The sequence below is a fragment of the Rhodopseudomonas sp. P2A-2r genome (assembly GCF_026015985.1).
GTDB lineage: Bacteria > Pseudomonadota > Alphaproteobacteria > Rhizobiales > Xanthobacteraceae > Tardiphaga.
This window is the reverse complement of record NZ_CP110389.1, coordinates 1,429,618-1,451,831: the sequence shown is the minus strand read 5'-3', so window position 1 is coordinate 1,451,831 and position 22,214 is coordinate 1,429,618. Positions and strand designations below refer to the sequence as shown.

Here is a 22,214-nt window from a genome sequence, read left to right as displayed (position 1 = left end):
GCGAGCGATGACACGCATTGATGTGGGTCAAGCGCCCCCCAGCAGAAGCCCTAGGCTCGCCAGAAATGACGCGCCTCGCGCGCTACCGTCGGCCACGATGCTGGAATCGAGCTGCCTTGCATTTCCCTCCCGGAGTTAGGTGTTCATGAAGGCCACTGATTCCTCTCGCCCGCAGTTGATGATCCGCCGCGTCAATCTTGATACGGGCCGGGAAAACGTGGTTGTCATTTCGCGCCGCTCAAAGGCGCTGCGTCCGGAAATCTTTCGCGGCTTCAGCCGCGTCGAACTGCGCTGCAATTCAAAAGTCCTGCTGGCGACGCTTCTGATCACCGACGACGATGGGCTGGTGGACCCCGACGACATCGGCCTGTCCGAACCCGCCTTCCGGCGCTTCGCCGAACCGGCCGGCACGCTGGTGATGGTCACGCCTGCGGCGGCGCCTGACAGTCTCGATGCCGTCCGTGGCAAGATTCAGGGGCGGACGCTGAACGCGGCTCAAATCGACGCCATCATCGACGACCTCACACATTATCGCTATTCGGACATGGAAATCGCCGCGTTCCTGATCAGCTCGGCCAGCTTCATGACCAGCGATGAATTGCTCGCGCTCGTCCGGGCGATGGCGGGAGCCGGAACGCAGCTCAAATGGAGCAGCCCGATTGTCGTCGACAAGCATTGCATTGGCGGCATTCCAGGCAATCGCACCTCGATGATCGTGGTGCCGATCGTCGCCGCGCACGGCCTCACCATTCCCAAGACATCATCGCGCGCCATTACCTCGCCGGCTGGCACGGCCGACACGATGGAAGTGCTGGCGCGGGTCGATCTGGGCGTCGGGGAGATGAAAGAAGTCGTTGCGGCATGCAACGGCTGTCTGGTGTGGGGCGGCCATGTCAACCTGTCGCCGGCCGATGACATCCTGATTTCAGTCGAACGTCCGCTCAGCCTCGACACCCGCGAGCAGATGGTCGCCTCGATCATGTCGAAAAAGCTCGCGGCCGGGTCGACCCATCTGCTGATCGACCTGCCGGTCGGCCCGACGGCCAAGGTTACAAATGCACTGGAAGCGATGCGGCTGCGCAAGCTGTTCGAATTCGTCGGCGATCATTTCGGCATCTCGGTCGAGGTGATCACCACCGACGGCCGCCAACCGATCGGCAGCGGCATCGGCCCGGTGCTCGAGGCCCAGGATGTCATGGCGGTTCTCGCCAACGATCCCATGGCCCCCGCCGACCTGCGCGAAAAATCGCTGCGGCTGGCTGCGCATTTGCTCGAATACGATCCGCAACTGCGCGGCGGCAGCGGCTATGCGCGCGCCCGCGAACTGCTCGACAGCGGCGCGGCGCTCAAGAAAATGCAAAAGGTGATCGACGCGCAGGGGCCGTCATCCTGCCGCACGACTCTCGGGACGTCGACGTTCGACGTGACCGCCTCGGCGGACGGAACGGTCGTGGGCATCGACTGCCTGCAATTGAACCGCCTGGCCCGCACGGCGGGCGCGCCGATCGACAAGGGGGCCGGCATCAAGTTGTTCAAGAAGATCGGCGACCGCGTCGATCAGGGAGAACCGCTCTACCGGGTCTACACGTTCGACCGCTCGGAGCACGATCTGGCGGCGGCAGCAGCGAAGGCCAATACCGGCTACGCGATCGATGGCCAGTATTCACCCATCGAGCGGACAGCATCGTGAACGAGATCTCCATCCAGGCGCTGCCGGCTTCAGCCAGCGATGCCGCGCGGCTCGCGCTGCGGCTTGACGTACCAGTGCATGGTATCGCCCTGCACACGTTCCCTGACGGGGAAATGCGGGTGACGGTTGGTCCGGCAACGCCAACGACTGTCATTTATGCTTCGCTCGACCAGCCCAACGACAAGCTCATCGCGCTGCTGTTCGCCGCGGAAGCGCTGCGGCGCGACGGTTGCAAGCGCCTCATCCTGCTGGCGCCATATCTCTGCTACATGCGCCAGGATACGGCCTTTCACGACGGCGAGGCGATCAGCCAGAAGGCGATCGGCCGACTGCTTGCCGGAATCGTCGATCGCGTGATCACGGTCGACGCGCATCTGCATCGCACCCCGGACATCAGAACCGTGTTTCCCGGCATCGCCGCGGAAAACCTCTCGGCCATGCCTGCAATCGCCGATGCGCTGCGCAAGACCCACCTCGATCCCGCAACGGTCTTGATCGGACCCGATGCCGAATCCCGGCAATGGGTGAGCGATCTGGCGGGCCGGCTTGGCCTCACATACACCGTTGCGCAAAAAATCCGCCATGGCGATCGATCCGTGGAGATCGGATTTTCCGATCCGCGACTGATCGCAGGTCGCCCGGCCCTGCTGGTCGATGACATCGTCTCCTCGGGCGGCACGCTGATCACCTGCGCGAGGGCGCTGACAGCGGCGGGCGCCACACAGATCGATGCCGTCGTCACGCACGCGCTGTTCCCGGCCGACACGATCGCCCAATTCACTGACGCGGGCATCCGTTCGATCCGCTCGACCCACAGCGTGCCGCATCCAACCAATGCGATCGTGCTCGACGAATTGTTCGTCGCGGCCTTGCGTGACGAAACCAAAGGCCAGATCCGTCCGGAGATTCAGACATGAGCGTGACCATCCAATTCTGCGGGGCTGCCCGCACCGTGACTGGCTCCTGCTATCTGTTCCGGACGCAAACCGGACGCTTCCTGGTCGATTGCGGATTGTTCCAGGGGCAGAAAACCCTCAAGGAACTGAACTACGGCGCCTTTCCATTTGCTCCCGCCGACATCGACACCGTGCTGCTGACGCACGCACATATCGATCACAGCGGACTACTGCCGAAACTGGTCAGCGAAGGATTTGGCGGACCGATTCTGGCGACGCGCGGCACGATCGATCTCTGCTCGTACATGCTGCCCGATGCCGGAAGCATTCAGGAATCGGAGGTCGCGGCGCTCAACAGGCGCAATATTGCGCGCGGGCGGCCCGAGGTCAGTCCGATCTACACCCAGGCCGATGCCATCGCATCGCTGGACGCGTTCAGGCCCGTCGAATACGAGACCTGGGCCGACGTCATCCCGGGCGTTCGCGCGCGTTACTGGAACGCCGGTCACTTGCTTGGTTCGGCCTCGATCGAAATTGAATTCGCCGGCGAAGGCGCAGGCGGCAAACCCTTGCGGCTGCTGGCCTCGGGCGATATCGGCCCCGATGCGAAGCTGCTGCAACCAGATCCAGAAGCGCCGGCCGGATTCGACTACGTGATGTCGGAATCCACCTATGGCAACCGTGCACGTGCGCCAATCACGCCGCAGCAGCGTCGCCAGCGCCTTGCCGCCGAAGTCCGCGACGCCGCTGCGGCCAGGGGCGCGCTGGTGATTCCCGCCTTCGCGGTCGAACGCACCCAGGAACTGATCGTCGATCTGGTCGATCTGATGGACCATGGCGAGGTACCGACGGCACCGATCTTTCTCGATTCGCCGCTGGCGATCCGTGCCACGGAAGTGTTCCGCAACCACGCTGCCAGCCTGGATCAAGGTGTCGACGTCAATCGACTGCTCAGTTCTCCCCATCTCCGCTTCACCGAGACCGTCGACGAAAGCAAGTCGATCGCCAGGCTCAACGGCTTTCATGTGATCATTGCAGCCAGTGGCATGTGCGACGCCGGCCGCATCCGTCATCATCTCAAACGCTGGCTGTGCAAGAGCAACGGCACGGTGCTGCTGGTCGGTTTCCAGGCCCAGGGCACGCTCGGACGTTTCATTGCCGACGGCGCCAAGGCGGTCCGTATTCAGGGCGAAGAGATCCGTGTCGCTGCCCGCATCCGCCAGATCGATGATTATTCCGGCCACGCCGACAATGCCGAATTGTCGCGCTGGATCGCCGCCCGGCGCCCGATCCAGCGCGGGATATTTTTGGTTCACGGCGAAGAGCCTGCGATCGCCGGCCTGTCCGAGTTGATCTCCGGCCGGATCGTTCCGGGGGCAAAAATCTTCCAGCCGGTTCTCGATGACATCTACGAGCTTTCGACGTCGGCTCCGACGCTGCTCGACGGCACACACCGCCGCCGGCTCGCCCCCGAAGCGGTGGTCGCACTCGACTGGCACAACGACATGTCGAAGCTCATTCTCGACATCAACGATCAGATGCGCGCCGCGGCCGACGACCGCGCCCGCGGCGTCATCATCCGCCGGCTCAGGCGCGCGCTGGAGGCGGACCACTAAGCGACATGGAATACGGCACGTTCCGGCTATCGACTGCCGATCGAGGCGGACGAGCTTGCTGCCTGGAATCGCTCTAAATGGCGACTCCTGCGACATTGTGTCGGGGACAGCGCTGCGCCTGCTGCGCTACTGACACGGCATTGCTGCTCATCCACCGGGGCCTTGTTCATGATCAAACGTCGCATGCTCGCCATCACGTCCGCTGCTGTCGCGTTCGCCGCGCTCGGCGCCTCCGCACTGCAGGCCGCCGAAGAGGTCAACGTCTACACCTATCGCGAGACCAAGCTGGTGCAGCCGCTGTTCGACGCCTTCAGCAAGGACACCGGCGTCAAGGTCAACGTGATTTCGGCCAGCTCCGGACTCGAGCAGCGCATCAAGGCCGAGGGCGCCAGCAGCCCGGCCGACGTCCTGCTGACGGTGGATATCGGCCGCATCGACGACGCCGTGCAGGCCGGCATCACCCAGCCGATCAAGTCCGACGTCATCGACAAGATCGTGCCGGCGCAGTACCGCGATCCGGCCGGGCACTGGGCCGGCATCTCGATGCGCGCCCGCGTGGTCTATGCGTCGAAGGACCGCGTCAAGCAGGACGCCATCACCTATGAGGAGCTTGCCGATCCCAAGTGGAAGGGCAAGATCTGCATCCGCTCCGGCCAGCACATCTACAACAACGGCCTGTTCGCCGCCTATGTCGCCAAGCACGGCGAGGCGAAGGCCGAGGAATGGCTGCGCGGCCTCAAGGCCAACCTCGCGCAGAAGCCGTCGGGCGGCGACCGCGAGGCGGCGCGCGACGTGGCCGCCGGCAAGTGCGACATCGGCATCGGCAACACCTACTACTGGGCACTGATGATGAATGCCGATCCCGAGAAGAAGCCCTGGGCCCAAGCCACACGCGTGATCCTGCCGACCTTCGCCGGCGGCGGCACCCATGTGAACCTGTCCGCGGTGCTGCTGGCCAAGAACGCGCCGAACAGGGCCAATGCGATCAAGCTGATCGAATGGCTGGTTGGCGAAACGGCACAGCAGATGTATGCCGACGCCAACTACGAATATCCGGTGCGCGCCGGCGTCAAGGTCAACCCGACCATCGCCGGCTACGGCAAGCTCACGCCGGATACCATGCCGATCGCCAGCATCGCCACCAACCGCAAGGCCGCGGCAATGCTGGTGGACAAAGTCGGGTTCGATAATTGAGGACTACAGGTAGCGCGCTCTTCCTCATCCCTCCCCCGGCGAAGCGCAGCTTCGCGGGAGGGAGGGATTTCATTTTCGCCGTCGTGAATCACTCCCCCATCTCTCGCCTCGCCACCATTATCGCCGCGCTCACCGCGCTGGCCGTCGCCGCGCCTGTACTATCCATCGCGCTGCTTGCGCTGACGCCCGATCCGGATCTGTGGTCGCATCTGATCGCCTATGTGCTGCCGCAGGCGCTGCGCGACACCGCGCTGCTGCTGTTCGGCGTCGGCAGTCTGACGCTCGTCATCGGCGCCGGCGCGGCGTGGCTGATTTCCACTTATGACTTTCGCGGCCGCACGCTGCTGATCTGGCTGATGCCGCTGCCGCTGGCGATTCCCACCTACATCGCGGCCTACGTCTATGTCGATCTGTTCGAGCCGCTCGGCCTGATGCATCGTGCGCTGGCGACCGTGATGCCCCTGCGCGACGCCGTCGCTTTGCTGCCGAACCTGCGCTCGCTGCCCGGCGCCGTCTTCGTCATCGGCCTCGTGCTGTATCCCTATGTGTATCTCTCGGCGCGGGCGATGTTCCAGGCGCAGAGCGCGGATTTCGCCGAAGCCGCCAAAGTCCTCGGCGCCGGACGGTGGACGATCTTCTGGCGGGTCGTGCTGCCGATCGCGCGGCCGGCACTGGCGGTCGGCGTCGCGCTGGTATCGCTGGAGACGCTGAACGATATCGGCGCCAGCGAATATCTCGGCGTTCGCACGCTGACCGTTTCGATCTTCACCACTTGGCTGAACCGCGGCAGCCTGAGCGGCGCCGCACAATTGTCCTTGGTCATGCTGGCCGCGGTGGCGGTGCTGATCGCGGTGGAGCGTCGCGGGCGCCGCGACGTCAACATCGAATTCTCCGCCGAGAGCCCGCGCCTGTCGCCGCGCCGGCGGCTCTCCGGCGCGCCGGCCGCGCTTGCCTTCGCTGCCTGCGTCACGCCGGCGCTGCTCGGCTTCGTGGTGCCGATGCTGTACCTGATCCGCGAGGCGATCCAGCGCGGGTTGTTCGCGCGCTTCGATCCGACGCTGTGGCGCGATGCCTGGCATTCGGTGGCGCTGGCCTCGAGCGCGACGGTGATTGCCGTACTGCTCGGGCTGACGGTCGTGCTCGCGCAACGCTGGCGCCCGACATGGCCGAGCAATCTCAGCCTCGCCGCGGCACAGGCCGGCTACGCATTGCCCGGCCTGGTGCTGGCGCTGGGCCTGCTGACGCCGGTGCTGGCCATCGATGGCGCACTCAACGCGATGGCGGCGTCGGTCGGCATGACGCCGCCGGGGCTGGTGATGGTCGGCTCCGGCGCCGCCGTGGTGATCGCCTATGTGATCCGCTTCCTCGCGGTGCCCACGGGCTTCGTCAAGGCCGGTGCCGCGCGCATTCCCCTCGACTATGACGACAGCGCGCAGGCCGCCGGCGCACCGCTGCTCACCGCGCTCAGGCGCATCCAGTTGCCGCTGCTGCGGCCGGCGCTGGTCGGGTCGGTGATCGTGGTGTTCGTCGACGGCCTCAAGGAATTGCCGGCGACGTTGCTGCTGCGTCCGCTCAACGTCGACACGCTGGCGACCTCGATCTATCAGCATGCCAGCCGCGGCAGTTTCGAGGACGGTGCGCTGGCCGCATTGCTGATCGTGGCGGCGAGCGTCGGCCCGGTGCTGTGGCTGACGCGCTTCGCCGACCTGCCGGAGGGGCCCGCGTAGGTCACCTGTCCCGGACGCGCTGCGGCATTCTCATGCCGCTGCGCAGAGCCGGGACCGTCGCGAACGCCGGCGCCCGGCAAGGCCCCGGATCTGCGAAGCAATACTTCGTATTGCATCGCGTCCGGGGCAAGTGACCTACCCCGCCACGCTGTCCTGCTTGCGCTGGGTCGAAAAAATATCCCACGCCGCGATGAACATCGCGGCGATCACCAGGCCGATGACAAAACCGTTGAGCCCGAACACCTCGATGCCGCCCAGCGTCGAGATCAGCACCACATAGTCCGGCAGCTTGGTGTCCTTGCCGACCAGCATCGGGCGCATGATGTTGTCGACCAGGCCGATGACGAAGAAGCCGTAGGCGATCAGGATCGCGCCCTGGATGTATGAACCGGTGGCGAGCAGATACAGCGCCACCGGCATCCAGACCAGCCCGGCGCCGACCGCGGGCAGCAGCGACAGGAACGCCATCAGCACGGCCCACAGCAGCGCCGCATTGATGCCGAGGATCCAGAAGATCAGGCCGCCGAGCGCGCCCTGCGCCAGCGCCACCAGCAGGCTGCCCTTGACCGTGGCGCGGATCACCACGGTGAATTTTTCCAGGAGTTCGTCGCGCAGGCCGGCGCGCAGCGGGATCGCATCCTTGACGCGGAGCGCCAGCGCATCGCCGTCGCGGAACAGGAAGAACAGCAGATAGAGCATGATCACCAGGCTGACCATGAACGCAAACGTGCTCTGGCCGATGTCCAGCGCCTGCGCCGCGATGGTCTGGCCGCCCTTGACCAGACCCGCCGTGAGTTTTTCCTGCATGTCGCCGAGGCTGGCGACGCCGAAGCGGTCGAGCAGCCCGGTGGCCCAGCCTGGCAGCGCATCGAGCATCTGCTGCAGCAGCTTTCCGAAGTTGAGTTCGCCGGACTGCATCCTGCCGACCACCGTGGCGGCCTGCTGGGTCAACGACGCCGCGATCAGCGTCAGCGGCAGGATCACGATCATGACGATCAGCAGGATCATCACCAATGCTGCGAGGTTCGAACGCTGCGGCATCTTGCGCAGCAATTGGCGATGCAGCGGCGCGAACATCAGGGCGATGACGACGCCCCACAGGATGGCGCCGTAGAACGAGGTGAGAATCCAGGCAAACGCGACCGAGACCACCACGATCAGGATCAGGAAGGCCTTGTCTTCGAGATGATCGCGCATGGGGGCTCGTTCTGTGAGAGCGCGTGCCCCGGATGCTGCGCAACGCGTCACACTTGCGACGTGGTGCGCTGCTGATCCGGAGGCCCGGTATTGTGCGGAAAAACCGGGATCCCCGATCTGCGGAGCGGCATAAGAATGCCGCACCGCGTCCGGGAAACGGGACTTGCCGCTTACGTATTGGTCAGCGCGACGCGGAATTCGGCTTCGGTCTTGGCCTTCACCTCATCGAGCGTGACGCCGTCGGCGAGCTCGATCAGCGCCATGCCGTCCTTGCCGTGCTTGTCGATGGTGAACACCGCAAGATCAGTGACCACCATGTCGACCACCCGCTCGCCGGTCAGCGGCAGGTTGCAGCTCTTCAGCAGCTTGGCACCGTCCTTGGCGGAATGCTCCATCACCACCACGACGCGTTTGACGCCGGCGACCAGGTCCATGGCGCCGCCCATGCCCTTGACCATCTTGCCGGGGATCATCCAGTTGGCGAGGTCGCCGTTCTGCGCCACCTGCATGGCGCCGAGGATCGACAGGTCGATATGGCCGCCGCGCACCATGGCGAATGAATCCGACGACGAGAAATAGCTGGTCTCGGGCAGTTCGGTGACGGTCTGCTTGCCGGCATTGATCAGGTCGGGATCCTCTTCCCCTTCATAGGGGAACGGGCCCATGCCGAGCATGCCGTTCTCGCTCTGCAGGAGCACGTCGACACCTTCCGGAATGTAGTTCGACACCAGGGTCGGGATACCGATACCGAGGTTGACGTAGAAGCCGTCCTTCAGTTCCTTGGCTGCGCGGGCAGCCATTTGGTCGCGGGTCCAGGCCATCAGACTTCCTCTCCGGTTGCGGCGGGTGCGGGGCGCTTGCGCGTGGTGCGCTGTTCGATCCGCTTCTGCGCGGTGCCGACCTCGACGATGCGCTTCACGAAAATACCCGGCGTGTGGATGTGATCGGGATTGATCTGACCGGCGGGAACGAGATGCTCGACCTCGGCGACGGTGATCCTGGCCGCAGTGGCCATCATCGGGTTAAAGTTGCGCGCGGTCTTGCGGTAGACGAGGTTGCCGGCGGTATCGCCCATCCAGGCATGCACAATGGCCAGGTCGGCAAACAGGCCGCGCTCCAGCATGTACTTTTCGCCGTTGAATTCCATGGTCTCCTTGCCTTCCGAGATCAGCGTGCCGACGCCGGTCTTGGTGTAGAAGCCGGGAATACCGGCGCCGCCGGCGCGGATGCGCTCGGCCAGCGTGCCCTGCGGGGAGAATTCGAGTTCCAGTTCGCCGGCCAGGAATTGCGCGGCGAACAGCTTGTTCTCGCCGACATAGGACGAGATCATCTTCTTGATCTGGCGGGTTTCCAGCAGACGGCTGAGGCCGATGCCGTCGACGCCGGCATTGTTGGAGACCACGGTGAGGTCCTTGACGCCGGATTCGCGCAGCGCGTCGGACAGCGCCTCGGCGATGCCGCACAGGCCGAAGCCGCCGGACATGACCATCATGCCGTCCTTGAGAATGCCGTCGAGGGCCGATTTGGCGTCGGGATAGACCTTGTTCATGGGAGATTCGACCTGATGGAGGAAAGCGCTGAATGGCACGCGGCCGGTCTTATTGCGTGGATTATTAGGCGAATTCTTTGCAGGGCGTCAAATGGGAGGGGTGCTTTCTTCCCCTCTCCCCCAAGCAAAGCGAAGCTTTGCGCAGGTGGGAGAGGGTGGACGCGCGCCAGCGCGGCCGGGAGAGGGGCGCCGCGCGGAAGGCCCTCTCCCGCCTTCGCTTCGCCATAGCCGACGCTACGCATCGGCGTCCTTCTTAAGAACGGCGGCCAAAGGCCGCCTAGGCCCCTCGCCCACTGCGCGCCGATTCGCAGCGCTGGGGGAGAGGGAAGAAGAAGCCCTCCTGCGACCCCATAGCCCCCTCTGCGGCCTTGAAAGCGTCAAGAAAAACGATCAAATTGCGCGCTTGCGAACAAGGGGCGCGCGATCAGACGCCCGCTGCGCCAAACGTAACCCAACCCGGATAGATCATTGACGATAGCCCAAGGAATGAAACGCCTGGGGATGCCGGTTGCGGCCCTCATTGGCGTCGCGCTGATCGGGCTGTTCGCCATGTCCTGGCTGCTCAACCGCGATGCTCTGCGCCACGCCGTGGAAGCCCAGATCCGCGCGGTCACCGGGCTCGACCTGGTGGTCAACGGCAGCGTCGACGTCTCGGTGTTCCCCGGCAGCTACATCTCGTTCCATGACGTCGGCCTGAAGGGCGGCGGCGAGATCGACCCGGCGTTGTCGGTGGACGTGCTGACCGCCAATCTGCGGCTGCTGCCGCTGCTGACCCAGCGCTTCGAGATCGCCGACATGATCATGCTGCGGCCACGCATCCACGTGGTCCGCGACGGCGCCGGCGGCAGCAACTGGACGCCGTTCATCGAAAACATCGCCCGGACCATGAAGCCCGGCGCCGACAATCCGCTGTCGTTCTCCGAGATCCGCATCCAGGACGGCACGCTGAGCTACCAGGACCCGCACAACACCGAAAAGCTCGACGACATCGACCTGTCGCTGGCCTGGCCGTCGATCTCGCGCTCGTTTGCCGCCACCGGCCAGTTCGACTGGCGCGGCGAGCGCGTCGACGGCAGCTTCAGCGTCAGCGACTTCGTCGCCGCTTTGTCCGGCGACCGCTCCGGCCTGAAGGCGCGACTGGTCAGCGCGCCGATCAAGCTGGGCTTCGACGGTACCGTCGCCAACCGCGCCAGCCTGATGATGGAAGGCACCCTCACCGCCGACAACCTGTCGCTGCGTAATGCGCTGCGCTGGGCCGGCCAGGCGCCGCCCGGCGCCGGCGGCTTCGGCCGCTTCGCGCTGAAGGCCCGCGCCAGCCTGGTCGGGCCGTCGCTGGCGCTGACCAACGTCAATGTCGAGCTCGACGGCAATGTCGCCGAGGGCGTGATGACCTACAGCAACAACGGCCGCCAGACCCTGCAGGCGACGCTGGCCGCCGGTGCGCTCGACTTCACCCCCTACATTTCCACCGTAAGGCTGCTGGCCTCCGGCGCGCGCGACTGGAACCGGCAGCTGTTCGATCTCAACGCGCTGTCCACCACCGACCTCGACATGCGGCTGTCGGCGGCCAAGGTCACCGTCGGCTCCTCGGTGCTCGGCCGCACCGCGCTGGGTGCCAACCTGCGCGGCGGCACGCTGGCGCTGTCGGTGGGCGAGGCGCAGATGTATGGCGGCATCGTCCGCGGCTCGTTCGGCGTGGCGCATTCCGACGCCGTGGCGGACGTGAAGGCCCAGTTCCAGTTCACCGACGTCGACCTGCAGGCCACGGCCTCCGACCTGTTCGGCATCAGCAAGCTGACCGGCCGCGGCAATCTCACCATGGCGCTGGAAGCCTCGGGCTCGAGCCCGTTCGGCCTCGTCCAGTCGCTCGACGGCACCGCCACCCTGACCGGCCATGACGGCGCCATCAGCGGCTTCAATGTCGAACAGCTGCTGAAGCGTCTGGAGCGCCGGCCGCTGTCCGGCGGCGGCAATTTCCGCTCCGGCAACACGCCGTTCACGACCCTCAACATGTCCGTCAAGTTCAACGACGGCACCGCCACCGCGCAGGACATCCGCATCGAAGGCCCGACCGCACGGTTGAGCCTGACCGGCACCGCCTCGGTCCCCTCCAGGGAATACGACCTCAAAGGCGTCGCCAGCCTGACCTCAACGAGCGCGACAGGCGGCTTCGACCTGCCCTTCGTGATCCAGGGCCCATGGGACGATCCGCTGATCTTCCCCGATCCGGAAAGCCTGATCCGCCGCTCGCCCGGCGCCGCACCGCTGCTCGACGCAGTAAAGGATCGCAAGACCCGTGATGCGGTGCGCTCGGTGCTGGAGCGGTTTACCGGCGGCGCGAAGCAGGCGCCGGCGGCGGCGACGGATGTGCCGACGGAGACTGCGCCGGCGGCAGCAGTCCCCGCGGATGCGGCACCGAAGTCGAATTGAGTCGATTCGCAATCGCCCGGCTACAAATTGAGGCGCTTGGGCGCGATGAAAGTTGGATATCGCACAGGCCGCTTTGAAGATCCCGCCCGCCCGAACTGGGACGGCAATGGCCCGCGCCCGCTGGCCTGGACTGCGTGGTATCCGGCCTCCGATGATGCCATCACGCATGAACGGCTGCTCGGTCCGCGGTCCGCTCCGACCTATAGCATCGGTCCGATGGCCGCGAATGCGGCGTTGCGCGCCACGCCGCAGCGCCTCCCGCTCGTCCTGCTATCACACGGCACCGGCGGCAGCGCGCTCGGTCTCGGCTGGCTCGGGCGGCGGCTGGCGCAATACGGTTTCATGGCCATCGGCGTCGCTCACCACGGCAATACGCTGAACGAGCCCTACCGTGCCGAGGGATTTCTGTGCTGGTGGGAACGCCCCCGCGATCTCTCAGTGCTGCTCGACCGGATGGTGTCGCACAGCGAGTTCGCCGATCGCATCGATGTGAACCGCGTCTTTGCTGCCGGTTATTCGCTAGGCGGCTGCGCCGTCGCTTCGTTGCTCGGCGCGATCACCGAAACCTCGCGCTTCCAGCGTTCCGCGGCCAATCCCAACCCCGCTCGGGGCGTGCCGGAATTTCCCGACCTCGCCGATCACCTCCCCGGCCTGCTTGAGAGTAGCGCGGTCTTTCGCGAATCCTGGGCGCGCATGTCGAACGACTACCGCGATCCGCGCCTGAAGGCGGCGCTGCTGCTGGCGCCAGGACGCGGATTGCTAGGGTTCAACGCGGCGAGCCTTACAGTCATCGATACCCCCGCACGCATCATCGTCGGCGGTGCCGACCCCGCACTGCCTGCCGCCCGGTGGCTGCATCCGCGGCTGCGCGCCAGCGTACTCGACGTGCTGCCGGCAGATGTCGGGCACTACATCTTCCTGCCCGAGGCCACCGATGCCGGCCGCCGCGATTCTCCGCCGAACTGCGTCGATGCGCCCGGTGTCGACCGCGCGGCGATCCATCAGCACGCAGCGGACGCAGCAGTGGCATTGTTTGAAGCGATGCCGACCGTCGCTCCGGACAAGTGAGGCAGCTGCCGGCCAAAAGCGGAGCGATCGCGGTCTCGACCGGATACTAGAGCGGCGCCGCGCTCTCACCCCTCGCACTCGACAGCTTCGACGCCAGCGAAGCCGCGACGATCAGCACCGCGATGAAGCCGACGATCAGCGTGCAGATCGCATTGATCTCCGGCTTCACGCCGAGCCGCACCTCCGAATAGATCCGGATCGGCAGCGTCGACGAGCCCGGCCCGGTGGTGAAGCTGGCGATGACGAGATCGTCGAGTGACAGCGTGAAGGCCAGCAGCCAGCCCGCGGCGATGGCCGGCGCGATCAGCGGCAACGTCACCGCAATGAACGCCCGCACCGGATCGCGGCCGAGATCCATCGCCGCTTCCTCATAGCTGCGGTCGAGACCGGCGAGCCGGGACTGCACGACGACCACGACGAAGCACATGGTCAGCGTGGTATGCGCAATGGTCACGGTCCAGAAGCCGCGGCCGGCATCGATGGCGACGAACAGCAGCAGCAGCGACAGGCCGGTGATCACTTCCGGCATCACCAATGGTGCGTAGAGCATCCCGGACATCAGCGTGCGGCCGCGAAACCCCGCGCCGCGCGATAGCGCGATGGCCGCCAGCGTGCCGAGCAGCGTCGCCACCGTCGCCGACACCGCGCCGACGCGCAGACTCATCCAGGCCGCATCGAGCATCGCCTGATCGTGGAAGAACTCGGTGTACCAGCGCGTCGACCAGCCGCCCCACACCGTCACCAGCCTGGAAGCGTTGAAGGAATAGATCACCAGGATGACGATGGGCAGATAGAGAAAGGCGAGGCCGAGCGCCAGCGAGACGGCGTTGAAGCGGGACAGGCCGAGGGTGCGCGCGGTCATGAGCGGCCCCACCTTCTCCCCTCCCCGCGCGCAGCGAAGCTGCGCGTGGCGGGAGGGTCGAGGGTGGGGGCGCAACATGGAAAGCTGTACGTGTGGCGCCCCCACCCCGGCCCTCCCCACCCTTCGCTGCGCTCGGGGGGAGGGAGCGCACGGCGCGCATGGCAACGGCAAACCTCACCATCACTTTGCCTCCAGCACACCGCGCTGCAACCGGTCGTAGACCAGCAGTGGCAGCAGCAGCAGCGCCAGCAGCACGATGGCCGTCGCCGAAGCCACCGGCCAGTCGCGGTTGGTGAAGAATTCCAGCCACAGCGTCTGGCCGATCATCAGCGACTCCGAGCCGGCCAGCAGGTCCGGGATCACGAATTCGCCGACGATGGGAATGAAGCACAGCAGCACGCCGGCGAACACGCCGCGCAGCGACAGCGGAAATGTCACCAGCCAGAACGCATCGGTGCGCGAGGCCCCGAGGTCGGAGGCAGCCTCCAGCAGCGCGTCGTCGAGCTTCGACAGCGTCGCATAGAGCGGCAGGATCATGAACGGCAGGTAGGAATAGACCATGCCGAGGATCATCGCGCGGTCGGTGGACAGCCACACCACGGGTGCAGAGACGATGTGCAGCGCCAGCAGCACCTGGTTGAGCAGGCCGTCGTGCTGCAGGATATTGATCCAGGCATAGATGCGGATCAGGAAGGAGGTCCAGAACGGCACGATCACCAGCAGCATCGCCACGCTCTGCCAGCGCTGCGGCAGCCGCGCCATGGCATAGGCGACGGGATAGCCAATGCACAGCAGGATGGCAGTGGAGACCAGCGCAACCATCACGCTGCGCAGATATGACGCGAGATAGAGACTGTCCGACAGCAAGAGGCGAAAGTTGTCCAGCGACAGCATGGCGAACGCCGCCTTCAGCCCGGCGGGATCGGTGAGATCGAACTGCGGCAGATAGGGCGGCTGCGTCACCGCGGTCTGCGACAGGCTGATCTTCAGCACGAAGCCGAACGGCAGCAGGAAGAACAGCACCATCCAGCCATAGGGCGCGGTCGAGGCCCAACGCGCCGGACGCGTGAACAGGTCGCGCGCGCTCATGGCTCCAGCACCACGCAATCGTCGGGCGTGAACCACGCCACCACGCGTTCGCCGACCGGATAGGCATCGACGTCGAGCCGTGTGGTGTTGGCCAGAGCCGCGCGCAACGTCGCACCGCGATCGAGCTTGATCTGGTACACCGAGACGCCGCCGAGATAGCTGATATCGCTGACCACTCCGTCGAGCCGGTTCATCGCGACGCTGTGACCGGCATCCGATGCCGGGCCGCGCCGCGACAGCCGGATCTTTTCCGGCCGGATGGCGACGCAGGCCGCCTTGCCCGCCAAAGGCTGGCGCGGCTCTGCTGCGGAAATGCCGCCGGCGTCCGGCGTGGTGACGGTGACGCGATGTTCGTCATGCCAGGTCACCTCGCCCTCGAACAAATTGATGTCGCCGACGAAGCCGGCGACCCAGCGCGACGCCGGCGCCTCGTAGAGCTGCCGCGGCGTCGCCACCTGTTCGAGCCGCCCGTTCTTCATCACGCCGATGCGGTCGGCCATGGTCATGGCCTCTTCCTGGTCGTGGGTGACGATGACGAAGGTGGTGCCGAGCCGGCGCTGCAGCGCCATGAGCTGGCGCTGGGTGCTTTCGCGCAGTTTCTTGTCGAGCGCTGCCAAGGGCTCGTCGAGCAGCAGCAGTTGCGGCCGCCGCGCCAGCGCCCGGGCCAGCGCCACCCGCTGCTTCTGCCCGCCGGACAATTGATCGGGCTTGCGCTTCTCCAGCCCGCCAAGCTCCACCAGCGCCACCATTTCGGCGACGCGGACGTCGATCTCGGCGCGCGACAGGCCGGCGCGCTTGAGGCCGAAGCCGATATTGTCGCGCACGTTGAGGTGCGGAAACAGCGCGTAGTTCTGGAACATCATGTTGACCGGCCGCTGATGCGGCAACACCGGCGCCATGTCGGCGCCGTCGAGCAGGATGGTGCCGGCATCCGGCGTCTCGAAGCCCGCCAGCATGCGCAGCAGCGTGGTCTTGCCGCAGCCCGACGGCCCCAGCAGCGCGAAAAACTCGCCGGCCTTGATGTCGAGCGACAGGCCGTCGACGGCGGTGAAGCCGCCGAATGTCTTGGTCACCGCATCGATGCGCAGCAGCGGGGTCGGAAATGCGATGGCCGGCGCCGGGGCTGCGGCGAGGTCGTCGCTGATGAGTTCTCTCGATGTCATGGCCGCACGCTAGCGGCGGAACCGCGCGGGCTCAACCGTGCTCGCAATGGCACTCGGAAGCCTTCCCCGCGTTTTCGCCTGGGACGGAGCGGAGCCTTCGCTCAGCCTGCCTTGCGCTCGACGTCGCGGACTGCCGGCGCGCGGCCGATCAGGCCGGCATACTGGCCGATCGGCGCCGGACGGCCGATGAAATAGCCCTGCACGCCGTCGCAGCCTTCCTTGGCCAGAAAGGACAGCTGTTCCTGAGTCTCGACGCCTTCGGCGACGATGGAGACGTCGAGGCCATGGCCAAGCCCGATCACCGCACGCACGATCGCCGCCGACTGCGGGTTGTGGCCGAGATTGGTGACGAAGGCGCGGTCGATCTTGATCTTGTCGAACGGGAAGGCCTGAAGATAGGTCAGCGAGGAGTAGCCCGAGCCGAAATCGTCCATCGAGATCCGCACCCCCAGTGCCTTGAGGCGGCGCAGCAGTGCGAGACCGCGCTCGAAATCCTCAATCAGCACGCCCTCGGTGATCTCCAGCTCGAGCCGCCCGGGCTGCAGCCCGGTGTCGAACAGGATCGAATGGACCAGGCCGACAAGGTCGCCGTGCATGAACTGCGCCGGCGACAGGTTGACGGCGATTTGCAGCGGCACCGGCCACGACGCCGCCTCGACGCAAGCCTGGCGCAGGATCCACTCGCCCATCTCGACGATCAGGCCACTCTCCTCCGCCAGCGGAATGAACTCGCCGGGTGGCACGAAGCCGCGGCTCGGATGGATCCAGCGCGCCAGAGCTTCGAAGCCGGTGATGTCGTCATCGACAACGGTCTGGCCGGCCCGGGCCTGCGGCTGGTAGTGCAGCGACAATTCGCCGTTGTGGATTGCCGCCGAGAGGTCCTGATGCAGCAACCGGCGGTCGCGCAGTTGCTGGTCCATCTCCGGTTCGAAGATGCTGATAGAGCCGCGGGAGGTCGCCTTGGCGCGGAACAGGGCGGCGCCGGCATTGGCGAGCAGCGCCGCGGCATCGGTGCCGTCGCGAGGGAACAGCGAGATGCCGATGGTGACGCCGGCGTGCACCGACTTGCCGTCGATGGAAAACTGGTGACCGAGCAGTTCGGCAATGCGCTCGGCGATGGCGCGGCCACCCTGCGGCTGCTTGCCGTCGATGATCAGTCCGAATTCGTCGCCGCCGAGCCGTGCCACAACGCCGCCACCCGCCGCACCCTGGATCCGCTGCCCGACCTCGATCAGCACCTTGTCGCCGATCGCATAGCCGAACACGTCGTTGATCTCCTTGAGGCCGTCGACATCGATCGACAGCACCGCAAATTCCTCGGCGACGTTGCCGCAGGCCTCGATCATCTGCGCCAGCGCCTGCATGAAGGCCGGGCGGTTCGGCAGGTCGGTGAGGCCATCGTGATAGGCCATGTGGGCCATGCGCGCTTCGGTCTGGCGCCGGTCGGTCACGTCCTCATAGGTCTTGATGAGATATTGCGGCGCGCCACCATCGCCGAGCACCGTGACCCGGCGGGTCAGGAACAGCCGCAACCCGGCTTCGGTGCTGATCGGATGCTCTTCGGAAATCATGCCGCGCTTGTGGATCGCGGCCTGATCACGGCTGACGATCAGCTTGGCTTCCCTGGCGTTGAAGATATCCTCGGTGGTCAACCCGGTAATGTCCTCGCGCCGACGATTGATGACCGCCTCGGAGCCGCGGTTGGCGAGCAGGTAGCGGCCGTCCTCTACGTTCTGGACGATCAACGCCACCGGAATGTTGTCGACGACCATCTCGAGGAATTTCTTGGTGCTTTCGAGCTCTTGCGCCAGCTTGCGCTGCTCGGTGCATTCCTCATGGATGCCGATGAAGCCGCCGTTTGGCAGCGGGTTGACCTTGACGACCACCGACCGCGCGTCGGGCAAGGTCGCAACAAAACTCCCCTTCGGCATCGGGTGCGCGAAAAATTCCACGGATTCCGCATCCAGCGTGCCGCGGGCGCTGCGCAACTCGCGCAGCCCTGTGGAGGTGATGCCTTTGAATATCTCCGAGCGTTTCAGGCCGTAGATGTCGAGATAGCGTTCGTTGCAGAACAGCAGGCGCCGGTCGGCATCGAGGATCACCACACCCTGACCGAGATGGTTGAACGCCGAACTGACAAAGGTGTCGCGCCGCAATTGCTGCCGCTGCACGCGGCGAAACGCCGACACCACCCAGACCACCACCGCGGCCAGGAAGGACAGCACGACAAAACCGCCGAGCAGGATCTCCCAGATCAGATTCGGATCGAGCGAGCCGATGTAGTCAGGCGGGGCGAACCGGGTCGCCGCGAAGGCCGCGTTGCCAGTCAGCGCAAGGCCAGTCAGACACGCCACGACGACCGCCGGAGTCAGCGCCTTCCCGCCAGTCAGCCGAGTCTTGAGACAAGTCTTGAGCCAGGTCCTAAGCAAAGTCTTGCCAGCCATTCCACACCCGCGTATGCGCAGCCGCAGTTTCCGGCGAGATGTGTTGGAATCCGGTAAACGGATACGTTTACAACCGTCGAATGTGGCGGTTCCGACGGTATTCGACTGGCATGCCTAACGATTCGCTAAGCTGCGGAAGCTGAATGGGATCAAGCGCATGCGACTACGTTTGATAGTTCGCAAGCGGACACAGGACTGCGATGGACAGGGTTGAGTGTATCGTGATCGGCGCCGGTGTGGTCGGCCTTGCGATCGCCCGAAAGCTGGCGCAAGCGGGCCGCGAGGTCATCGTGCTGGAGGCGGCCGACGCCATCGGCACCGTGACCTCGTCGCGCAACAGCGAGGTCATTCACGCCGGAATCTACTATCCGGCCGGCAGCCGAATGGCCCGGCTGTGTGTCCAGGGCAGGCGCGCTCTGTACGCCTATTGCCGCGACCATGGCATTCCGCACCGCAACTCCGGCAAGCTGATCGTGGCCACCTCCGCCGCCGAGGTCGACCGGCTCGGCGCGATCCGGTCCCATGCCGAGACCAATGGCGTCGATGACCTCACTCTGCTGAGCGGGGCGGACGCGCGCGCCCTGGAGCCGGCGTTGCGCTGCGAGGCGGCGCTGCTGTCGCCATCCACCGGCATCATCGACAGCCATGCCTACATGCTGGCGCTGCGCGGCGACGCCGAGGCCGCCGGTGCGGCCTTTGCGTTCCTCGCGCCACTGGACAGCGGCATGGTCACGGCCGACGGCTTTGTGCTGGAGGTCGGCGGCGACGCACCGATGCAGCTTGGCTGCGACCTGCTGATCAATTCCGCCGGCCTGTCCGCGCCGGCCATCGCACGCCGTCTCACCGGCATGCCGCTCGACAAGGTGCCGACCGCCTATCTGGCGAAGGGCAACTATTTCAGCTGCAGTGCCAAGGCGCCGTTCTCGCGGCTGATCTATCCGGTGCCGGAGCCCGGCGGGCTCGGCGTTCACCTCACGCTCGACCTTGCGGGACAGGCCCGCTTCGGTCCCGACGTGGAGTGGGTCGATCGCATCGACTACGTGGTCGACCCGGCCCGCGCCGAGCGCTTCTATCCGGCGATCCGGCGCTACTGGCCGGCGCTGCCCGATGGTGCATTGATGCCGAGCTATTCGGGGATGCGGCCGAAGATCGTGCCGCCGGCCGTGGCGGTGCAGGATTTCATGATCCAGGGACCGAAGGCCCACGGCGTCAGCGGATTGATCAACCTGTTCGGCATCGAATCGCCGGGGCTCACCGCATCGCTGGCCATCGCCGACGATGTCGCACAGATGGCGAGCGAATGAGGCGCCGCCATGAGTAAAAAATTGGTCACGAGGAGCGGGCCTTTAAGGCGAGCCTCGATGGAGGACCGAACGCCTGCAGCAATACCCCGAGGCTCGCTCGTCAGCGGACCAGCTGTGCCGTAGCAGGCGGCACCTCGGATATCGGCAGCGCGCGGTGGAAACGGTGACGACGACTAATGCAGCGTATCGCTGACGCCGCCCTTGAGCCGTTGAATTTCGTCGCGAACCATCAGCTTTCGACGCTTCAATTCCACAATACGCAGATCGTCTGTGGACAGATGCACGAGCGCGTCGTGCAATTCGTTTTCCAGAACCTTGTGCTTCCGTTCCAGTTCAACGAGATGCGCCTGTAAAGCCATTCGAAATCTCCTCGGTAGGATTGAACCTCAGATTCGGTTGGACCGTGTGAAGTTTACATGACCGTGGAGATCTGTCGATGGGTCTTGAAAATTGCAGAATCATATTTGCATATCATGTGCAACGAATCGTGACCGGAGCGGATCGAACAAGCCGGAACCGAATGGCTTGCGCGGTGCGCGCGCACCGGCGATAGTCGCTCAATCGACCCCTGCAGCCTGTCGCGACAGTCCCGCGATCTCAGTTAGCGCCTAATCCTATGAATGACGACAATAACGATCGCGAACTCGCGGCCGAACTGGCCCGGTTGCAGCAGGAACACCGCGATCTCGACGCCGCCATCGATGCCCTGCATCACTCGCCGGCGCCGGATCTGTTGCGGCTGCAGCGCCTTAAGAAACGCAAGCTGCAGTTGCGCGACCGCATCTCCTTCATCGAAGACCAGATCACGCCCGATATCATTGCGTAGCACGAGCGCTAACATCGTCAGCGTTGCCGCGATCGTCAGAGATCGCTGCGATCGTAGGCGATCGCAGCAAATCTGCAGCAAGCGCAGGACGAGTGAACGTCGTTACCATGCCATCCTGCAAGCCGCGATCAACGCAACCACGTCACGCCGCTTGCCCTTCACTCCACGCGTGCGGTGAAGATGAAGTCGCAGCCCACACAGACGCAGGTATGCGTTCGTAGTCCGGCGACGGGCCCGGTGAAACCCGCGCGAGTTTCAGGACGGCCTGGCATTGCGGGCGATGCGCGCACTGCGTCGCAATTCAATGCGGTCGGTCCGGATGATCAGGACAGACCGCGTTGCCCTGCTTGACGAAAGAACAAAATAAGAACACTATCGAGCATATCGCTCTCCGGGGTCGCCCATGGCTGATGTCACCTATTACGTTGCGCTGCCGTTTCTGCAGGATGATGCGGGATCGCCGGTCGGCGGCGCCGCTGAGGAATGCCAAAGCCCGTCCGGCGCAATCCGCCGCGCCGAACAGTTGTCACGCGCACCGGGCAGCATCGGCGCAGTGGCATTCAGCCGCACCGGCGATCCGATGATGGGCGAGTTCAGCGACGCCCAACTGCTGAAAAAGTTCGGCGACGTGCCGGACGACCTCAGTTCCCTTTAGCTAACGCGCGTCGGCCGCGCTCATGCTGCGCGAAAGCGCCATGAGCGCGGCCCATGCGCGCTACCAGAAGCCGGGACCGAATCCGAAACCGAAACTAATGCCTGGACGATAGTAGCTGGGACCGTAGTAGCTGGGTCCGTAGAAGCCCGGCCCGTAATAATAAGGTCGCGGCCGATAGTAACCGTAATAGGGCCGGTAGTAGCCGTAGGGTCGATAGTAGCCAACGTAAGGCCGGTAGACACGATAGCGGCGGACGTGGCGATGGCGGCGGCGCGCGCTGATATCGGTGGCCTTTACGGCGTGGCTGTTGCCGACGCCATCGGCGATCTCCAACGGTGCGGAAGCCGCCGGCCTGTTACCACAGCCGGCGAACAACAGCGCCGCCGCGACGGCGGCTACGAGACTGAATCTCGCCCGAAATCCTGTCATGGCAACTCCTTTCAAAGAGTACGGTCTGTTGTTACCGCCGCCCGCCGGCGCAAATCATTGCGCTCGATCAACTCG

Annotated in this window: 19 protein-coding genes; 10 read left to right on the top strand and 9 right to left on the bottom strand. The window is 65.3% G+C overall.

Translation table 11 applies throughout. The annotated features are described in order from the left end of the window. Nucleotides 1-145 precede the first annotated feature (145 nt). The 5 genes from ONR75_RS07000 to ONR75_RS06980 all read left to right on the top strand — a co-directional run bounded on the left by ONR75_RS07000 (nucleotide 146) and on the right by ONR75_RS06980 (nucleotide 7,123). Nucleotides 146-1,690 carry a thymidine phosphorylase family protein gene (locus ONR75_RS07000; protein WP_265081968.1) on the top strand — a complete coding sequence of 515 codons (1,545 nt, stop codon included), beginning with the start codon at nucleotides 146-148 and terminating at the stop codon, nucleotides 1,688-1,690. Continuing rightward, entirely contained in the window at nucleotides 1,687-2,607 is a 921-nt protein-coding gene (locus ONR75_RS06995; protein ID WP_265081967.1) for a ribose-phosphate pyrophosphokinase, read from the top strand. The genes ONR75_RS07000 and ONR75_RS06995 overlap by 4 nt, the downstream gene beginning before the upstream one ends. Beyond that, complete coding sequence (locus ONR75_RS06990; protein WP_265081966.1) at nucleotides 2,604-4,202, top strand: MBL fold metallo-hydrolase RNA specificity domain-containing protein; 1,599 nt, start codon at nucleotides 2,604-2,606, stop codon at nucleotides 4,200-4,202. The genes ONR75_RS06995 and ONR75_RS06990 overlap by 4 nt, the downstream gene beginning before the upstream one ends. A gap of 168 nt (nucleotides 4,203-4,370) precedes the next feature. Next, the gene (locus tag ONR75_RS06985) at nucleotides 4,371-5,396 is read left to right on the top strand and encodes a Fe(3+) ABC transporter substrate-binding protein (protein WP_265081965.1); all 1,026 of its coding nucleotides are present in this window, start codon (nucleotides 4,371-4,373) and stop codon (nucleotides 5,394-5,396) included. A gap of 83 nt (nucleotides 5,397-5,479) precedes the next feature. Beyond that, nucleotides 5,480-7,123: an ABC transporter permease gene (locus ONR75_RS06980; RefSeq protein ID WP_265081964.1), complete on the top strand. Its 1,644-nt coding sequence runs from the start codon at nucleotides 5,480-5,482 to the stop codon at nucleotides 7,121-7,123. A gap of 135 nt (nucleotides 7,124-7,258) precedes the next feature. Here ONR75_RS06980 and ONR75_RS06975 read toward each other — a convergent pair whose 3' ends face one another. The 3 genes from ONR75_RS06975 to ONR75_RS06965 form a co-directional block, all read right to left on the bottom strand. After that, nucleotides 7,259-8,320 (bottom strand): AI-2E family transporter, encoded by a 1,062-nt coding sequence (locus ONR75_RS06975; RefSeq protein WP_265081963.1) that lies wholly within the window; start codon nucleotides 8,318-8,320, stop codon nucleotides 7,259-7,261. A gap of 170 nt (nucleotides 8,321-8,490) precedes the next feature. Next, on the bottom strand, nucleotides 8,491-9,141 hold the full coding sequence (locus ONR75_RS06970) for a CoA transferase subunit B (RefSeq protein WP_265081962.1): 651 nt from the start codon (nucleotides 9,139-9,141) through the stop codon (nucleotides 8,491-8,493). After that, entirely contained in the window at nucleotides 9,141-9,869 is a 729-nt protein-coding gene (locus ONR75_RS06965) for a CoA transferase subunit A (protein WP_265081961.1), read from the bottom strand. The genes ONR75_RS06970 and ONR75_RS06965 overlap by 1 nt, the downstream gene beginning before the upstream one ends. Before the next feature lie 486 nt (nucleotides 9,870-10,355). On the opposite strand from ONR75_RS06965, the gene ONR75_RS06960 reads away from it, so the two are divergent. Together ONR75_RS06960 and ONR75_RS06955 are read left to right on the top strand one after the other, a co-directional pair. Further along, nucleotides 10,356-12,299, top strand: a complete 1,944-nt coding sequence (locus ONR75_RS06960; protein ID WP_265081960.1) for an AsmA family protein — start codon at nucleotides 10,356-10,358, stop codon at nucleotides 12,297-12,299. Between the two features lie 45 nt (nucleotides 12,300-12,344). Next, on the top strand, nucleotides 12,345-13,367 hold the full coding sequence (locus tag ONR75_RS06955; RefSeq protein ID WP_265081959.1) for an alpha/beta hydrolase family protein: 1,023 nt from the start codon (nucleotides 12,345-12,347) through the stop codon (nucleotides 13,365-13,367). Between the two features lie 46 nt (nucleotides 13,368-13,413). Here the strand turns inward: ONR75_RS06955 and ONR75_RS06950 are convergent, their stop codons facing one another. The 4 genes from ONR75_RS06950 to ONR75_RS06935 all read right to left on the bottom strand — a co-directional run bounded on the left by ONR75_RS06950 (nucleotide 13,414) and on the right by ONR75_RS06935 (nucleotide 18,925). After that, nucleotides 13,414-14,229 carry an ABC transporter permease gene (locus ONR75_RS06950; RefSeq protein WP_265081958.1) on the bottom strand — a complete coding sequence of 272 codons (816 nt, stop codon included), beginning with the start codon at nucleotides 14,227-14,229 and terminating at the stop codon, nucleotides 13,414-13,416. Nucleotides 14,230-14,409: 180 nt separating this feature from the next. Then, entirely contained in the window at nucleotides 14,410-15,318 is a 909-nt protein-coding gene (locus tag ONR75_RS06945; RefSeq protein WP_265081957.1) for an ABC transporter permease, read from the bottom strand. Beyond that, nucleotides 15,315-16,481 (bottom strand): ABC transporter ATP-binding protein, encoded by a 1,167-nt coding sequence (locus ONR75_RS06940; RefSeq protein WP_265081956.1) that lies wholly within the window; start codon nucleotides 16,479-16,481, stop codon nucleotides 15,315-15,317. Before ONR75_RS06940 ends, ONR75_RS06945 begins: the two co-directional genes overlap by 4 nt. Before the next feature lie 101 nt (nucleotides 16,482-16,582). Continuing rightward, nucleotides 16,583-18,925 carry an EAL domain-containing protein gene (locus ONR75_RS06935; RefSeq protein ID WP_265081955.1) on the bottom strand — a complete coding sequence of 781 codons (2,343 nt, stop codon included), beginning with the start codon at nucleotides 18,923-18,925 and terminating at the stop codon, nucleotides 16,583-16,585. 200 nt (nucleotides 18,926-19,125) lie between these two features. Between ONR75_RS06935 and ONR75_RS06930 the strand changes: the two genes are divergently transcribed. Then, on the top strand, nucleotides 19,126-20,229 hold the full coding sequence (locus ONR75_RS06930; RefSeq protein ID WP_265081954.1) for an NAD(P)/FAD-dependent oxidoreductase: 1,104 nt from the start codon (nucleotides 19,126-19,128) through the stop codon (nucleotides 20,227-20,229). Between the two features lie 173 nt (nucleotides 20,230-20,402). Here ONR75_RS06930 and ONR75_RS06925 read toward each other — a convergent pair whose 3' ends face one another. Beyond that, on the bottom strand, nucleotides 20,403-20,588 hold the full coding sequence (locus ONR75_RS06925; protein ID WP_265081953.1) for a YdcH family protein: 186 nt from the start codon (nucleotides 20,586-20,588) through the stop codon (nucleotides 20,403-20,405). 257 nt (nucleotides 20,589-20,845) lie between these two features. Here ONR75_RS06925 and ONR75_RS06920 point away from each other — a divergent pair, with 257 nt between their 5' ends. After that, complete coding sequence (locus ONR75_RS06920) at nucleotides 20,846-21,055, top strand: YdcH family protein (RefSeq protein ID WP_265081952.1); 210 nt, start codon at nucleotides 20,846-20,848, stop codon at nucleotides 21,053-21,055. A gap of 403 nt (nucleotides 21,056-21,458) precedes the next feature. Then, nucleotides 21,459-21,710, top strand: coding sequence for a hypothetical protein (locus tag ONR75_RS06915; protein ID WP_265081951.1), 252 nt, complete (start codon nucleotides 21,459-21,461; stop codon nucleotides 21,708-21,710). Nucleotides 21,711-21,770: 60 nt separating this feature from the next. On the opposite strand, the gene ONR75_RS06910 is transcribed toward ONR75_RS06915, so the two are convergent. Beyond that, the gene (locus ONR75_RS06910; protein ID WP_265081950.1) at nucleotides 21,771-22,139 is read right to left on the bottom strand and encodes a hypothetical protein; all 369 of its coding nucleotides are present in this window, start codon (nucleotides 22,137-22,139) and stop codon (nucleotides 21,771-21,773) included. Nucleotides 22,140-22,214 lie beyond the last annotated feature (75 nt).

What these genes read in the sequence shown, in the direction of transcription:
- ONR75_RS06935 (WP_265081955.1), bottom strand. Translation starts at nt 18,925, where the DNA reads ATGGCTGGCAAGACTTTGCTTAGGACCTGGCTCAAGACTTGTCTCAAG.
- ONR75_RS06990 (WP_265081966.1), top strand. Translation starts at nt 2,604, where the DNA reads ATGAGCGTGACCATCCAATTCTGCGGGGCTGCCCGCACCGTGACTGGC.
- ONR75_RS06920 (WP_265081952.1), top strand. Translation starts at nt 20,846, where the DNA reads ATGAATGACGACAATAACGATCGCGAACTCGCGGCCGAACTGGCCCGG.
- ONR75_RS06930 (WP_265081954.1), top strand. Translation starts at nt 19,126, where the DNA reads ATGGACAGGGTTGAGTGTATCGTGATCGGCGCCGGTGTGGTCGGCCTT.
- ONR75_RS06965 (WP_265081961.1), bottom strand. Translation starts at nt 9,869, where the DNA reads ATGAACAAGGTCTATCCCGACGCCAAATCGGCCCTCGACGGCATTCTC.
- ONR75_RS06985 (WP_265081965.1), top strand. Translation starts at nt 4,371, where the DNA reads ATGATCAAACGTCGCATGCTCGCCATCACGTCCGCTGCTGTCGCGTTC.
- ONR75_RS06970 (WP_265081962.1), bottom strand. Translation starts at nt 9,141, where the DNA reads ATGGCCTGGACCCGCGACCAAATGGCTGCCCGCGCAGCCAAGGAACTG.
- ONR75_RS06955 (WP_265081959.1), top strand. Translation starts at nt 12,345, where the DNA reads ATGAAAGTTGGATATCGCACAGGCCGCTTTGAAGATCCCGCCCGCCCG.
- ONR75_RS06945 (WP_265081957.1), bottom strand. Translation starts at nt 15,318, where the DNA reads ATGAGCGCGCGCGACCTGTTCACGCGTCCGGCGCGTTGGGCCTCGACC.
- ONR75_RS06910 (WP_265081950.1), bottom strand. Translation starts at nt 22,139, where the DNA reads ATGACAGGATTTCGGGCGAGATTCAGTCTCGTAGCCGCCGTCGCGGCG.
- ONR75_RS06915 (WP_265081951.1), top strand. Translation starts at nt 21,459, where the DNA reads ATGGCTGATGTCACCTATTACGTTGCGCTGCCGTTTCTGCAGGATGAT.
- ONR75_RS07000 (WP_265081968.1), top strand. Translation starts at nt 146, where the DNA reads ATGAAGGCCACTGATTCCTCTCGCCCGCAGTTGATGATCCGCCGCGTC.
- ONR75_RS06960 (WP_265081960.1), top strand. Translation starts at nt 10,356, where the DNA reads ATGAAACGCCTGGGGATGCCGGTTGCGGCCCTCATTGGCGTCGCGCTG.
- ONR75_RS06940 (WP_265081956.1), bottom strand. Translation starts at nt 16,481, where the DNA reads ATGACATCGAGAGAACTCATCAGCGACGACCTCGCCGCAGCCCCGGCG.
- ONR75_RS06975 (WP_265081963.1), bottom strand. Translation starts at nt 8,320, where the DNA reads ATGCGCGATCATCTCGAAGACAAGGCCTTCCTGATCCTGATCGTGGTG.
- ONR75_RS06950 (WP_265081958.1), bottom strand. Translation starts at nt 14,229, where the DNA reads ATGACCGCGCGCACCCTCGGCCTGTCCCGCTTCAACGCCGTCTCGCTG.
- ONR75_RS06925 (WP_265081953.1), bottom strand. Translation starts at nt 20,588, where the DNA reads ATGGCTTTACAGGCGCATCTCGTTGAACTGGAACGGAAGCACAAGGTT.